Below are 15084 nucleotides of genomic sequence, written 5' to 3'. Positions count from 1 at the left end.
GGTGGCTTTACGCTTACATTATAATCTTCTTCCAATTAAATAATACATATTACAGTTCTTTCCTAGAATGATTTAATGCATCATTTCTTTCTGCAATACTTATATTTAAGTTCCTTAAATAGTTCACTAGATTTTTCTTATCTCTTGCCTCCCAATTAGTTACGTGTTTTCCGTTTCCTGGTTTAAACTTTTCCCATGTTTTTTTAAAAAATTCATCGGGTGACCTATCAAGAATATCAAATGATAAAGGCATATTATTTATTATCGTTTTGGGAACTTTCTTCGTATCATATTCCCCTGTAAATGATTCAAGCTTATTCATAGCTATAAAATTTGACCAACTTCCCATTTTACATAGCCATTTTTTACAGTTAATAACACTGAATACTTTTGCCTCATTTCCAGAACCAGAAAAAAGTCCCAATAGCCATCTGTCCTTATCAAGGGCAACTAAATCAAAATTAACATCTGATAAAGTTTCATTATCTTGGTACCATCCATATAATGCCACCATCGTAATATCCCAACAATCTCTATTGGCAAAATGACCACTTCTTTCATTATTAAAATAAAGAGGTACTGGGATCATATTCCCAAATGTGTGACAATTTCTGGCAAATATATCAAGTTGATCTTTTAAGCCAGTAAGAGCGTCATCCTTATCCCACTTTAAATTATCAATTATACTAATCAGTTTATCAAAATGATTACTTAAACTGCCTTCAATTTTAAGATCATCTATAATAACTTTTTGGTAATTATCTGCTAATTGAATCGCATATCTAAAGAAATTCCATGCACTTGTCATTGTATCTCCTCTATACGCCTCATTGGTTTTTTTGTCTAGAATTTTACTGTTTTCATTTTGCACAACCACATCACGCTTATCTAACCATGAATATGCCCCACAAGTATAATGGACAATCGCTTTTGGGGAAACATCACAATCTACCTTTAAAGATTTAGCTTTATCTTTATACATAAGAAATTTCTTTGAATTACTGCTTCCTTCCCATGTATGTTTTCCATTATAATTGTTCTCAATTTCTATACCAAACTGATCTTTTAAATCCTCATTATAATGGATACTATTCTTAAGCATGGCGTTTATAATGCTATTAAACTTGTCTGCATTTAATATTTGTTCCAAGTATTCAGGTTCAATATTTTCCTTTAGATCTTTAAAAGCTGCCTCAACTATATCAAGATCATATTTTAGTGTTGCTATCCATTTAATAGCATTAACACCAGCTTGAATTTCATTCTCATTTAGAGTTTTTATACCTTGTATATTTGTATATACTTGATTCAATCCCCTCAATACATATTGTACTTTATCGATTATAACGATTTTTTGATCAACATGCATTCTTAATTCTATTGGATCACAATTGTAGGCGGTCTTTTTTGTGCCTGTGAGTACTTCACTCACATTTATGCCATGGTTAACACCTAAAGGCCCCATATGCATTTCGCCCATTCGAATTTTTAATAGATGGGTTATTTTTTTTGTTGGGTATGTGCCGTTTATAATATGTTCGGGATACTTTTCTCCTATCTCGTTCATATAATTTATTAACTTGCTTTTGGGAATAGTTCTTGCATATCTGTTGTCCCAAATTGTAAATCCCACGACTTCTCCCTTACTATCAGTTAATTTTTCCAGTATTAAAAAAGGATACCCTTGATATGTAATATCGTCAATGACACTTTTAATCCCTACAATTTCACCCTTGTTAATTACAATATTTTCTAAGTTAACACCACTTTTTATGTCCTTGAGTATTTGGCTTTCAGTTTTATAAATAGCGCTATTAGTCAATTTTATTCCATCAAATTCAAGTAAATTATAAAAATATTTCCCAATTGCAGCATTTAATTCTGCCTGATTTATTTGTTCGCTTAAGAGGGTGTGTGCAATTTCTTTCATTATATATCTGTTATATACATACAACATCGTTTTCTCCTTTTTCAGATAATTTCAGATAAATTTTTCCAATATTATTGATTACAAATTTCCACAACCCTTAACCCATAGACATTAAGCTTCTATTTCTAGTTCGCCATATATCATGGCGATTACATATTCAAGTATATCTTTTGGCACCTTTTCTATCTTCTTGATCTTTCTTGCAGTCTTATCAATTGATTTAATATGCTCACACAATATATTCCCTTGAGTCTCAGTTCTATCATCTAATGGAATATGCAAGGGAAAGTTACTAACGGTACTCGTGATCGGCAGTACAATTAATAAATTAGTAAACTTATTGAATGTTTGATTGCTAATAACCAGTGCAGGTCGAAACCCTGCTTGCTCATGACCAACAGTTGGATTAAAGTCAAACTTAATTATATCGCCTTGATTAATTACCATACTTCTTCACCTTTTGGTTCTCCCCAATTCATCTCAGTTTCTTTATAGACACCTTCATATGATTTAAATAATTTTTTCAAATTCACCTTATTATCTTTAGCCTTACTGATAATAATTTTATGGTCTATTACTTCTATCAAAACTTCATCATCGACTGAGATACCTATAGCATCTAGCATTTCCTTTGAAAACCTTAAACCTTGGCTATTACCCCACTTCTTAATTGATGTTACCATGACAACACCTCCTTTGTATATACAAAGTATATCCCGCTCGTTCACTATTGTCAACCACTTTGATTATCTTTTACGTCTATTTGACTTATTATTGGTTATTAACAATTATTTTCAGGACTTGGATGAGTTTCTCATCATAGAGGGTGCCGGCGAGAGATTCCAGTTCTTTTATGGCTTCATCAGGGGTTTTGGCCTGGCTGTAGACCCGGTTGCTGGTCATGGCGTCGTAGACATCACAAACAGCGAGAATTTTAGCTTCTTCAAGAATCTCAGAGCCTCTTAGGCCTTTTGGATAGCCAGATCCGTCTAATCGTTCGTGGTGTTGTGTAATGATGGCATAAACGGTTTCACCATAGGTTTTAAGAATCAAATCTTCACCTAAAAAAGTATGCTCTTTGATGCGGTTAAATTCATCTGCTGTAAGTTTTGCAGGTTTGTTTAAGATTTCATCTTCTATAAAGAGTTTGCCAATGTCATGAAATCGGGCTGCCTTGTTGATGTTGTGAAGGGCGCTGGAATGATAGCCAAGTTTAAGGGCCATTTGCTTGACCAATTGGAAGACCCGGTCTGAGTGCAGTTTGGTGTAGTGGTCCTTTGCCTGAAGGTCATTCATAAGGGCGTTAAGTTTGGCGTTGCTGTCTTCAAACTTTTCAACGCTGGTATTCCCTTGGGCATGCACAAGAACGATGCTGTCTTCTAGGCAATGCAGGGAAACGATTTCATCAATTTGGCCAATGAGTATGAAGTCACCAGCGGCATAGACTTCATGTGTTTTTAGGTTCACCAGTTTGCCAGAAAGAACGGTATACGTTTTAACGGCATCGGGTGAATCGTTAATGTCTATATAAAAGATGGAATTTTCTCTTAAATGGTATTTGCCTATGGTTAGATGGTTGTTTTTATGGATTTTTTCAATTATATTTTTCGCATTGGTCAGTGTTGATGTCTTTGAAATGGCACTTTGTTTATAGACTTTATAACTGGGCATAACACACCTCATTTTTTAAGATACTTATAGTTTAACATATATTTTATGTTTGTGCGATTCCCTTATTTATAATAATAGGTCGCAATTTTCAGACTCCAAGAGGGCATTTGTATCTATAAGGGATTTTTTTGTGTTGAGTGCAAACATAAGAATGGCATCCCGTTTATTTTTTACATAGAGGCTGTTTTTTTGCCCCAATTTTAACAGCAAATTGGTTTTTTCAAGTGTGAGTTTTAGGGCAAAAGCCAGTTTGAGAATTTTATCACGCGAAGGCTGTCTTTTGCCACTTAAAAGTTGATACCCATAACTTTCACTGAGATCGGCGGCAAGGAAAATATCTGAGTTTTTTAGACCACTGTCTGAGATCATGTCATATAGACAGTTGTGAAAACTGTCCAGCCGGATGTGCTTGCCATGGGTTTCAAAGAATGCATCAAAGTTTTCAGATTTCATGAGTTTTTCGTTTAAGATTTCTGTTTTAAGTTCAGCCATGTGGGTCCTCCTGTTTCTTTGGTTGCCAAGCCTAATTATATCAAATATAATTAGAGGAGTAAAATAAGGAGGCAAGGCATTTTGGAGTTTAGTCAGAGTTTTGAGTATGATATCCACCAGTCTGCTGCAGGTAAGGCAATTCAAGCGGTTTATGATTTGGGCGAAGAAATTTATAGGTCTAAGGAGTCTGTTGTGACACGGGTTGAGCGATATGAGGACCGGGCTGTTTTTGTGCTTAAAGCCATGCGGATTCGGCCTGAGATTCAGTTTGAGCTGGATCTTGTAAAGCGCCTTGATGTTCAGGGGGTTAACCGGGTTGTAGCTGTTTTTCAGTCAGATCTTTTTTTGTACTGGGTGGTTGAGTACGTTCCGGGTGTCAATTTGGAGCATTATGTTCTTAGTCGTGGTAAACTAGAGGAGGCGCATGCTTTTGAGTTGCTTTTTAAGATTTCTGAAATTCTTGAAAGGTTGCATCGAAACCATTCGGGCAAATTTGTTTTTAGGGATTTAAAGCCTTCTAATATTATGGTGACACCAGAGGGTGACGTTGTTCTTATAGATGTTGTAACGATACGGGAAGTTAAGGTAAACAGGACTCAAGACACATATTTGATTGGGTCAAAGGGTTATACGGCTCCGGAGGCATATGGGTATATGCAAACGACTGAGCGTTCTGATGTGTATAGCACAGGTGCCACTCTTTTTTTCATGTTGACGGGTATACAGCCGGCGTCTATTGAAGATATGGTGACGTGTTTGAGAAAAGATGTTAAGTTGAGCCATAAGGCAAAGCGGTTGATTTTAAAGGCGACGGCCTTCAACCCTAAAAATCGTTTTGGGTCTGTTACTCAGCTGAAGTCGGAACTCAATGGCAAACGGGCGAAACTTAGAAAACTTAAGGCTGTTTTTGGCCTTGCGGGTTTGGCGTTTGTTTTGATAGCGTTTACATGGGCGTGGGCACTGCGGCCACCAGAGGGACCTTTTCTGATAGAGTCGGGGCTTGTGATTGAGGCTTTTGATGAACGGTCTGTGAAGATTACGCTCGATGAGTCCCAGCTTCCTGAGGTGTTTTCGGATTATGCCTATATGTCGGTTGCCACAGACCATGCGCCTTTTTATGAAGCGGATATTCCGGTGCTTGCGGCAGATGCAGTTTCCAGCGGAAATGGGCTGACGTCTTTTAGATCGGATTCTGCTTATATTTCGGGGATTGATTCTCGAGATTGTTTGATGCTCCTTTTGTATGATGAAGACCTTGAGGTGATTGGCTACTATAATACGGATGATATTAGGGCTGGACTGGATTTTTCTGAAGGTGGGGTTGAGCTGGCACTGGGGTATTTTGAGATGACTGAGGGGCTTGGTTTTGAGTATTATACAGAATATGCCAAGTTAATTGTGGATGCGTCGGTTTATCCAGAGGCGCAGTATGCGTGTATTTGGAGTTCGGATGGGCCTTTTGGAGAGGCTGATTTTGCGGAAATCGAGGCGACGTTTGAGGATAAGGAGGGTTTTGTTTCGCTAGAAAACCGGGTTTTTACGGGGTTTGGGCCTCGAGATTATTTTTTAAATACGTACTGGCTTGTGTATTTGATTTCAGAGTCAGGAGAAATAGTGGAGCGGGTGATGGCTTATGCGCGGTAAATGGCGTTTAGGGGTAATTTTGAGTGTGTGTTTGTGTTTAAGTGTTGGCACTGGTGGAATTGGGTTTGCGGATGTGACGCCTGTATCTGTGCCCGTTTTAATGTATCATCATATTTCGGATGATGTGACGGGTGATGCGGTGGTGGACGTGTTTAAGTTTTTTGATGATATGTGGCAACTTAAAAAGGCGGGGTTTGAGACCATTGCTTTGGCCGATTTGATTGCTTATGTGGAAGGGACTGGCGTTTTGCCTGAAAAGCCAATTTTGGTGACTTTTGACGATGGGTATGCGTCGAATTATGTGTATGCTTTCCCAATTTTAAAGTCACTTAAGATGAAGGCTGTGATTAATGTAATTGGTTGGTCTGTAGGCCTTGATCGGTTTGTTTTGACTGAGGACCCAATTATTCCGCATTTTACTTGGGAAGCTGCGCGGGAAATGGTGGAAAGTGGGCTGGTGGAGATTGAAAATCACACGTATGATCTGCATTCGCCAGAAGGGCTTTCATATGACGGTGGCATGCCTGTGGGATACGGGATGTCTCAGATGGCCGAGGAGTCCGATGCGGATTATGCTACGCGAATTTTAGAGGATACTGGCAAGATGACTGCCCTAATTGAGTCTAAAACGGGGCGAGTGCCGGTTTCGGTTGCTTATCCTTATGGGGCTTTTTCTGAGGCGACTGAGCAGGTGCTTGAAGCGTTTGGTGTTGTATGCACGTTTTCAACGGTTCCAGAGATTCGGTCTTTTGGGACTGTGGCGGATTTAAGGGCGATTCCAAGGCTTAATGTGACTGGGGAGGTGCCTGTGCTTAAGCTTTTGGAATCGGTTGATGGTTTTGAGGATTAGTTTTGGATGCGTATTTGGATTGGAGGTTGTTTTGAGTAAATTTCAGATGAATGGTAAGGTATTGAAAATACTTGGTTTGGCGCTTTTGCTTGTGGTTTTTGTTTTTGCAGGCAGTCAAATTCTTTTTGCAAAGAGTGCGGGTGCTCAGGTGATGTCAGGTTTTTATAAGATGGCGGCAAGTGAATCACAAGAGGGTCACATGGAGCTGTGGGCAACGACTGAAGAGCCTTCGATGGCCCCTATTTTTGATTTGTTTAAGCTGGTGATGAATTATGAAAATACTGGGATGTCAGGGTTTTCAAATGTTCAAATCCATTTGGATGATGCGGTTCTTCTTGAAGGTGTTATGGCTGTTCAAGAGGATGTGCTGTATGTGGATCTTTTAGATTTATATGGGTCTTATTTTTATTATGACGATGGGGATTTCGAGGCGTATATGACCCAGTCCTATGCCCTTCGTGAGTATATGATGGGTGTTTCTTTTAAGGGGATAGATTTTAAAGCGTATGTTGAGGCGGTGGAAGAGGCTTTAGGGGACAATCTTTATAAGTCTGATGGCCGGGTTTATTTGGAGCTCGATGAAGTGGCCATGCTGGATTTGACTGAGGCGGTTTTACAGGTGGTTGCGGCAGATGATGCGTTTGTGCCTGTTTTGCACAGGGAGCTTGTGGGCCTTTTGTCCCTTATGATTGAAGATGGGTTCGAATTTGGGGGGGCTGGTCCAGAAGATTGGCAGGAGCTCTTGTCTGAAATTGAGGATTATGAGACCTTTGAAGCTGAGTTTAATGAGGGCGTTTCAGCACTTTTGTCTGATCTTGAGCGTGAACGGGATAGGGCTGTTGAGCCGGGGTTCAATATGGTAATGGTTTTTGATTTGGACTGGTTAAATACCATTGAAGCGATGGAAATGACGTTTGAGGTTGAAGGTGATTTGACGCTTGAAATGCGTTATAAGAATGAGAGTGCTTATGACTTTAACACTTATGATAAGGCGTCTGGCCTAGATTTTGAGCCTTTCATGTCTGGCGAGTCGGACCTTTATGAGGTGGCAGGCGAGGTGCTTGGGAATTTTTCTGAGAAGGTTCAGGCGAATGACAAACTGGTAGAGGCTATTGAGGGGACTGAGTATTATCAGGAAATGGCCTATTGGTTTGGTTTTGAAGGAATTGATGAATTTTTTGAGATGATTTTAAGTGAGTTTTTCTATTATTGATTTAGGAGATGGGTTTGAGAAGATACAGTGTAATGGGACTTGTTTTAGTCCTTGGCGTTTTAGGGTTTGTAGCGGGTTGTGGTCAAGAGAATCTGGGTGAGGAGAGTTGGGTGGTTGTGCCAACGACGATTAGGCCTTCTCTGCCACCTGTGACAGAGCCGAGTTCTGAACCAACCGATGAAACTGAGGCGACGGAGGTTAAGAGCGAACTTGATTTATGGGCTGAGTTGATTCGACCTGACCAGTTTAATTATGACCCCGATGTGATTGGGGCGATTGAGGATCCAGCATCGATTTATGTTTTGGCCAATAAGCTTAATCAGCTACCAGAGGATTATGTGCCAGAAGATTTGGTGGAACCGGATGTTAGGTTTTCTTTTGATGAGGACAATCCCAAACGTAAGATGCGACAAGAGGCGGCGGATGCTTTGGCCCTTTTGTTTGAGGGCGCCAAGGAAGATGGCCATACTCTTTTTGCTCTTTCTGGTTATCGGTCTTATGCGACTCAAAAATGGATCTATGAGGGCTTTGTTGCCAGTAGGGGTCAAGAGGCTGCAGATACGTTTAGTGCTAGACCTGGCCACAGTGAGCATCAAACTGGTCTGGCTATGGATGTCACCAGTGCAAGTGTAGGATATGACCTTAAGGAAGCTTTTGGTGAGACGCCAGAAGGCATCTGGGTGGCAGACAATGCCCACACCTACGGGTTTATCATCCGCTACCCTGAAGATAAAACAGAAATCACCCAGTATAAGTATGAACCTTGGCACCTCAGATACGTTGGTATCGACCTGGCCACATATTTATATGAAGCTGGGTTGACCCTTGAAGAATTTTTTGGTACCGCTTTAGGTGGTTCAAGGGGGGACAGTTAACATAAGATATTAGTTGACTGTGATCGTTTAAATCAGTGGCTTGTAGCCGTTTTCCATTTCTGGTAAATTGTATATTTTGAGACCAAGTGGTTTTTTTATATAAAACCGCCTGCAATTTCTGTGATTGTGGGTGGTTTTTGCGTGTGTGGGGAATGTAAGGGCTTTTATGGGTGCCGTTTTAGGTGGCTCGAGAGTTGACTTTCGATGTGTGTGGAAGTCAGTTGAGCCAATAAAATGTTACATGGCGGAATACCCATATTTGGGAGGATGCTCTTGGCCAGTGGGGAGAAAGGGGACGTGATTGAAATATGTTATGTTAACTGTCCCTCCTTGAGCCACCTAAAACGGTACCCATTTAGGGAGTCTCTACAAATACGTGCGTTTTACATTGACGGGTGTTCATAAAAATTTTACAATGGGTGTAACAATTCAAACAATTCTAACTATATGATAAATCGAACAACGGAGGATATATGAAAAATCGCAACAAGTGGATTTTGTTGAGTATCGGGATACTTTTATATATAGGATTTATGGTCTGGCTGAATCAACCCAAAGAAGGCGATGTGCCCACTGCAGCGAGTCAGTATACTTTTGAGAAGGCACATGTGACCCAGGTGATTTCAGATAAGGCCAGTGAAGATACATGGACTGAGGGGCTTAGGCTGGGGATGCAGGAAATCTTAGTGACAATTGACAGCGGTGCGTTTAGAGGGACTGAACTGTATGCTGTAAATTATCTCAGTGCTTATGGAAATGTTGATCTCAAGGAAGGCAGTAGGATTATTGTCCGCATGGATGTTGACGATCAGGGGACCCCTTTTATTGTTACCATTAATGGGCATGACAGAAGCGGCATGTTGATTGGTATGGTGATTTTATTTTCGGCACTCCTCATTGGTATTGGTGGTCGAAAAGGGCTTTCTGCTATTGTAGGATTGGCGTTTACAATTATCAGCATTTGGTTTTTCTTGATGCCGCTGGTTCAACGGGGGGTACATCCGATTCCAGCATCAATTGTGCTCATTGCCATAACGACTTTTGTGTCATTGGTGGCCCTCAATGGATTTTCAAAGAAGACTTATGTGGCCATAGCAGGGTGTGTTGGTGGGGTTACGATAGCAGGGCTAGTGGCGCTTGTGGCGGGAATTATGACGCCAATCAATGGTTTCAATATGTCTGAGGCAGAAGAGTTGGTTCTTAGGGCGGCAGATGATGGGTTGTTGATAAGTGGCCTTTTGGTAAGTGGTGTTTTGATTGCCTCACTGGGGGCAGTGATGGATGTGGCGCTTACCATATCATCGGCAATAGAAGAAATGAAAAAAATTCATCCAAAGATTAAAACAAAGGCCCTTTTTGCATCGGGCATTAATATAGGAAAAGACGCAATGGGTACAATGGCCAACACATTGATTTTGGCTTTTGCAGGCGCATCATTGAATATGCTTCTGCTCTTTAGAGTGTTTGATTATCCGTACAGGCAGATTTTCAATAGTGATTTAATGACAATTGAAATCATGCAGGGTCTAGCAGGGTCCATTGGAATCGTACTAACGGTTCCGCTTGTGGCAGCCTTGGGGGCTAGTGTGTACGGGTCAAAAAAATAGAGTTATAGGCGAAAGGAGATCTGCAATGAACAATCGGTTAAAACAAGTATTAAGTATGCTGATGGTTCTAATGCTCACTGTAACCTCAATGGGTCTACCAGTGTATGCGGAAGAATCAGGTGCGGTCTATACCATTAAAGAGGCACTTGCTCTTGAAGACGGCACAGAGAACGTGACAATTAGGGGGACGTTGGCTTACTTTGCAACTTCTTACTCCAATCCAGTGATTCACGCGGAAATTGACGGTGAAGTCTATGCCCTTTATGTGTATGGATCGGCACCAGATGGCGCGAAAATTGGGGATGAGATTGAACTGACTGGAACATTCCAATATTACAATGGATTGCCACAGATTGGCAGCATTAAATCTTCAAAGATTATTGGGCCTTCTGAAGTGATTCCGGCAGCTGAAATGACCGTTGCTGAAATTATGGAAAATGGTCTAAATCATTTAGGCAGACTTGTTAAAATCAAGGATGTGACACTGGGTGAATATGATGGTGGTGGCAACACGCAAATTACGGATGCTACTGGCAGCATCAACATCTATAAAGCAATTCCATATCCTGTTTTGGTGGAAGAAGGCGATGTTGTGGATGTTTATGCAATGATTGCAACCTATAAGACATCACTTCAACTTTATACAGGTCCAAGTGATACCAATGGTTACCATGTATATGATGTGGTGACAGATACAAAGGCACCTGTTGTAGAACTCAATGACTTTTATCCTGCGGCTAAACCAAATCTTCCTTATACGATTACAGTTAAAGCAGCTGATAATAAGGGTATCGAAAGTGTTTACGCATCTTATGCTGTGGGGAACGTGGGTCAAGAAGATCAATTGATGACGTTCGATGAAGCAGATCGTGTTTATGAACTGACAATTCCAGGAACGGAAATCCCGGCAACTGGAGAATCACTTGAATTTACCATAAAGGCAGTGGATGCTGCAGAACTTGAAACAGTTTCTGATAAGGTTTCAGTTGAAGTTGACAGCACCCCGCAATTTGTAGCGCTTTCGCCTGAACGCAATGCCATTACAGAAGATGATTATGCGCCAATAATTTCTGTAGAGCTTATAAACCAAGGCACTGCACCAGAGGTAACACTTACACTTACAAAAGATGATGTTGAAGTCCTTAGTGCTGTTGAGATGGCTTCTGGTTCTGAAGAAGGCTTGTATGCGTATGCAACTTCAGATTTAGAAGCGGGACAATATAAGGCAACGGTTGTTGTAACCAGAGCGGATGGGAAATCATCTGTGGAAAGTTGGAACTTTATTGTTGGAACGCCTGAAGCTCGTCCTTTCTTTGGACAACTTCACGCCCATACAGCAGAGTATTCAGATGGTTCGGGTACACTTTCAGATGCACTCACCTACCTGAAGTCAATTTCTGCATCAGATCGTGTAGATTTTATTTCGATTACCGATCACTCCAACTATTTTGATACAACTTCAGCGGCAAATCCAGCAGAAGCACTTAACGACAAGACGTTGATGACACCTGAAAGTTTAGAAAAGTGGAACACATACGTTCAAACCATGCGTGACTTCAATGAAGATAATTTCGGAAAAGCCATTACGCTTCCTGGCTTTGAAATGACATGGTCTGGTGGCCCGGGACACATCAACACGTTTAATTCAGATGGTCTTGTAAGCCGAAATAATAATGATCTTAATAGCAAGTCAAATGATGCAGGCATGCAGGCCTACTATGACATGCTGATTCAAGATACAGACCCGATGGCAAACTTATCTCAATTTAACCATCCTGGAACAACTTTTGGAACATTTTCTGATTTTGCCTACTGGTCACCATCTTATGACAACAAAATGGTAGCTGTTGAGGTGGGTAATGGTGAAGGTGCCATTGATTCAGGTGGCTATTTTGCAAGTTATGCAGAATATACGAAAGCCCTTGATAAAGGCTGGCATGTTGCCCCTACCAACAACCAAGACAACCATAAAGGTAAGTGGGGAAATTCAAATACTGCACGTACAGTTATTATAACGGATACACTTAGTGAAGATGGCCTGTTGAAAGGGCTCAAGAATATGTCCGTTTATGCAACTGAAGATCATAATTTAAACATCACATATACTGTAAATGACCAAATGCTGGGTTCTATTATTGCAGAAGTGCCAACTGAGGCGTTGAAGTTTTCTGTAAATGTAAGTGATCCAGATGATGCAGATGTTATTTCTAAAATTGATATTATTACAAATGGCGGTCGAATTGCTGCCAGCAAATCATTTGAAGACAATTCAGTAGAATGGGACTTTGAACTTGAACCAGACCAAGGATATTATTATGTGCGTGTGACACAAGCGGATAAGCATATAGCTGTAACGGCTCCTGTATGGATTGGTCAAGCACCGTTAGTGGGCGTTAGTTCTTTTGATACGACAACTAAAATGCCTGTTACAAATGAAGCGCTAACACTGGAAGCGACGCTTTTTAACAATGAGTTTGAAGCGGCTGTTGTAAAAGAGATGTCTTATTCTGTCAATGGTGATGTGGTTGAGACTGAAACGCTGAATCAACCAATTGATTCTGCAAGCGTTTACAAATACAGTTTAGACTATACACCAAGTGAGGCACGCGTTGAGACAGTTGTGCTTACGGCTACTATTGAAGTAAATGGTGAGTCACGTCAGTTTACACAGACAGCCACACTTAATGTTAGAGACAGTGAAAAATTGATTTATATTGGTATTGATGCAAGTCATAACAATGAGTATGTACGTGGGAACTATAAGGATTCCATGGGCAATTTTGCCACTATGGCGGTCGATTTCGATGTTCGCGTTGTTGAGCTCGAGACGCGTGAAGCCCTTCTTGCGGCAACTCAAAATGATAAGTATGAGATGTTGATATTTACACCGCCTACACGCCGGGATGGTCGTGATTTCCTTGTGGGTTACAGCAATTATTCAGATGAAGAGATTGAAGCGATTAAAGCATTTGCGGAATCTGGAAAAACTGTAATTGTAACAGGGTGGAGTGATTATTACGAGAATTATGAAGCTTATACGGATGGAACACCTTACGCGCTTCCAGCGGAAGATCAAATGTCTGCTCAGCAAAACCGTTTGCTTAAGGCGCTTGGATCAAGCCTTAGAATTGCAGATGATCAGATTAAGGATGATGTGAATAATGGTGGACAACCTCAGCGTCTTTACCTTGAAGAATACAATTTAGACAATCCTTTCTTGGAAGGTGTTCTTCCTGGAGAGCAGGTTTATTCCAATTATGGCGGGGCATCTATTTATGCTGTAGATGGTGAAGGCATGCCAACAAAAACGCTTGCTGCAACTGTAAATCCAATGGTTTATGGGTTTGAAACCAGTGAGTCGTCTGATAGTGATGGTGATGGCACTACTGGTATTGAAGGCGTTGAAGTTCCTAAATACGATAACAAGCATATGGTAGCTGCGTCAGAGACGGTATCCTATGGGGAAACATCAGCAACGATTATTGCTGCAGGTGCTGCGTTTATGAGTAACTTTGAGATTCAAGTTGCTTTGGACAGCTATTCAACACCAGCTTATAGCAACTTTACGATTTTAGAAAATGTGGTTGCTTCTGTTAATCCAGTTGTTGTTACTGATATTAAGGCTGTTCATGCTGCTGAAGAAGGCGAAAAGTTCACGATTGAGGGAATTGCCACTTCAAATGCTTCTGGTTATGATAAAGAGACTGCGTTCTTCGATACGATTTATGTTCAGGATGCAAGTGCAGGAATTAATGTTTTCCCTGTAGCAGGAGATTTACAGGCGGGTCAAACTGTTCGTATTACAGGAACAACAAGTTCTTATAATGGCGAGCGTCAACTGAATGTTGAAAAGATTACGATTGTAGATCAAGCGGTTAAGGCCCTTCCTGAACCAATTAAAGCCACTGCTGAAGCTATTGAGTTAGCAACCTATCTTGGCAGTTTGGTTGAGGTTTCAGGTCGTGTATCAAAAATTGACTTGGTAAATGGCGTGGTGGAAAGTATTTATGTTACAGATGCTTCTGGCGAAACTTGCCGTGTCTTTATTGATGGCTACATTACCAAAGACAAAGAGATTGAAAATCTTGTGATAGATGCACCGATTACGGCTGTTGGTCTATCGTCAATTGATGCTGTTAGACCAAGAATTCGAGTGAGAGACCGGGCCGATGTTGTGATTTCTGAGCCTGAGTCATTGGTTATTGGTCATTGGAGTGAGCATACCATTCGTTTTATGAGTGATTTCGGCGATTTGGTTAATATGGATACTATGGATCCAGACGCTGCAGTTACAAAAGGTGATTTCAAGGCTTATGTGGAATTCTTCAGAGACTACACTGGGATTGACTGGTCCGAGTCTGTTTACAATCAGACACTTACACGTCTAGAGGCAATGCTTGTGTTTGCAGATTTCCTTGAAGTCAATAAAAGACCAGTTGATTATGACAATCGCCTGGACACTTATTCTGATAAAGACCTCATCCCTGCTGATGCTGTCGACGCGGTTTCAACTGTTTTAAACACAGGCACGTTCAATGGTGTGTCAGAAACAGAACTTGCGCCAAACCGCAACATAACACATGCAGAAACGCTACAAGCACTTTATAACCTAATGCACTAAGCGTACCCCTAATGCACTAAGCGTACCGCTTTAAGTGGTTTTTCCAGGGACAGTTAACAGAAGATTGTTAAACGCTATAAGGATTTAAATTAGAGTGTTTTAGAGGGCTTACAATTCTGGTAAAACATGAATTATATAACTTAGTGGTTCTTTTTAAAAAATCTCCTGCGATTTATGGTAG

11 protein-coding genes are annotated in these 15084 nt (G+C 40.7%); 6 read left to right on the top strand and 5 right to left on the bottom strand.

Annotated features, from left to right (window positions below; all coding sequences use genetic code 11):
• Positions 1-49: 49 nt before the first annotated feature.
• The 5 genes from JOC49_RS01940 to JOC49_RS01920 form a co-directional block, all read right to left on the bottom strand.
• Positions 50-1930, bottom strand: a complete 1881-nt coding sequence (locus tag JOC49_RS01940) for a hypothetical protein (RefSeq protein WP_204661654.1) — start codon at positions 1928-1930, stop codon at positions 50-52.
• A gap of 111 nt (positions 1931-2041) precedes the next feature.
• The gene (locus JOC49_RS01935; protein ID WP_204661652.1) at positions 2042-2377 is read right to left on the bottom strand and encodes a type II toxin-antitoxin system PemK/MazF family toxin; all 336 of its coding nucleotides are present in this window, start codon (positions 2375-2377) and stop codon (positions 2042-2044) included.
• Positions 2371-2613, bottom strand: a complete 243-nt coding sequence (locus tag JOC49_RS01930) for an AbrB/MazE/SpoVT family DNA-binding domain-containing protein (RefSeq protein ID WP_204661650.1) — start codon at positions 2611-2613, stop codon at positions 2371-2373. Before JOC49_RS01930 ends, JOC49_RS01935 begins: the two co-directional genes overlap by 7 nt.
• An 88-nt stretch (positions 2614-2701) precedes the next feature.
• Positions 2702-3601 (bottom strand): HD-GYP domain-containing protein, encoded by a 900-nt coding sequence (locus tag JOC49_RS01925; protein ID WP_204661648.1) that lies wholly within the window; start codon positions 3599-3601, stop codon positions 2702-2704.
• Between the two features lie 66 nt (positions 3602-3667).
• A complete protein-coding gene (locus tag JOC49_RS01920; protein WP_204661646.1) occupies positions 3668-4093 on the bottom strand; it encodes an XRE family transcriptional regulator in 426 nt (141 codons plus the stop codon).
• 81 nt (positions 4094-4174) lie between these two features.
• On the opposite strand from JOC49_RS01920, the gene JOC49_RS01915 reads away from it, so the two are divergent.
• The 6 genes from JOC49_RS01915 (at position 4175) to JOC49_RS01890 (ending at position 14903) form a co-directional block, all read left to right on the top strand.
• Positions 4175-5737 carry a serine/threonine protein kinase gene (locus JOC49_RS01915; protein ID WP_204661644.1) on the top strand — a complete coding sequence of 521 codons (1563 nt, stop codon included), beginning with the start codon at positions 4175-4177 and terminating at the stop codon, positions 5735-5737.
• On the top strand, positions 5727-6587 hold the full coding sequence (locus tag JOC49_RS01910) for a polysaccharide deacetylase family protein (protein WP_204661642.1): 861 nt from the start codon (positions 5727-5729) through the stop codon (positions 6585-6587). The genes JOC49_RS01915 and JOC49_RS01910 overlap by 11 nt, the downstream gene beginning before the upstream one ends.
• A gap of 31 nt (positions 6588-6618) precedes the next feature.
• Positions 6619-7800, top strand: a complete 1182-nt coding sequence (locus JOC49_RS01905) for a hypothetical protein (RefSeq protein WP_204661640.1) — start codon at positions 6619-6621, stop codon at positions 7798-7800.
• A gap of 8 nt (positions 7801-7808) precedes the next feature.
• On the top strand, positions 7809-8675 hold the full coding sequence (locus tag JOC49_RS01900; RefSeq protein ID WP_204661638.1) for a M15 family metallopeptidase: 867 nt from the start codon (positions 7809-7811) through the stop codon (positions 8673-8675).
• A 473-nt stretch (positions 8676-9148) separates the two neighbouring features.
• Positions 9149-10282 (top strand): YibE/F family protein, encoded by a 1134-nt coding sequence (locus JOC49_RS01895; protein ID WP_204661636.1) that lies wholly within the window; start codon positions 9149-9151, stop codon positions 10280-10282.
• Between the two features lie 25 nt (positions 10283-10307).
• Positions 10308-14903: a CehA/McbA family metallohydrolase gene (locus tag JOC49_RS01890; protein WP_204661634.1), complete on the top strand. Its 4596-nt coding sequence runs from the start codon at positions 10308-10310 to the stop codon at positions 14901-14903.
• The last annotated feature ends 181 nt before the right edge of the window (positions 14904-15084 follow it).

It is taken from the genome of Fusibacter tunisiensis (assembly GCF_016908355.1).
Classification (GTDB): domain Bacteria; phylum Bacillota; class Clostridia; order Peptostreptococcales; family Acidaminobacteraceae; genus Fusibacter_D; species Fusibacter_D tunisiensis.
This window is presented reverse-complemented; position numbering and strand designations above follow the sequence as displayed.

What these genes read in the sequence shown, in the direction of transcription:
- JOC49_RS01940 (WP_204661654.1), bottom strand. Translation starts at nt 1,930, where the DNA reads ATGAAAGAAATTGCACACACCCTCTTAAGCGAACAAATAAATCAGGCA.
- JOC49_RS01935 (WP_204661652.1), bottom strand. Translation starts at nt 2,377, where the DNA reads ATGGTAATTAATCAAGGCGATATAATTAAGTTTGACTTTAATCCAACT.
- JOC49_RS01930 (WP_204661650.1), bottom strand. Translation starts at nt 2,613, where the DNA reads ATGGTAACATCAATTAAGAAGTGGGGTAATAGCCAAGGTTTAAGGTTT.
- JOC49_RS01925 (WP_204661648.1), bottom strand. Translation starts at nt 3,601, where the DNA reads ATGCCCAGTTATAAAGTCTATAAACAAAGTGCCATTTCAAAGACATCA.
- JOC49_RS01920 (WP_204661646.1), bottom strand. Translation starts at nt 4,093, where the DNA reads ATGGCTGAACTTAAAACAGAAATCTTAAACGAAAAACTCATGAAATCT.
- JOC49_RS01910 (WP_204661642.1), top strand. Translation starts at nt 5,727, where the DNA reads ATGCGCGGTAAATGGCGTTTAGGGGTAATTTTGAGTGTGTGTTTGTGT.
- JOC49_RS01900 (WP_204661638.1), top strand. Translation starts at nt 7,809, where the DNA reads ATGGGTTTGAGAAGATACAGTGTAATGGGACTTGTTTTAGTCCTTGGC.
- JOC49_RS01895 (WP_204661636.1), top strand. Translation starts at nt 9,149, where the DNA reads ATGAAAAATCGCAACAAGTGGATTTTGTTGAGTATCGGGATACTTTTA.
- JOC49_RS01890 (WP_204661634.1), top strand. Translation starts at nt 10,308, where the DNA reads ATGAACAATCGGTTAAAACAAGTATTAAGTATGCTGATGGTTCTAATG.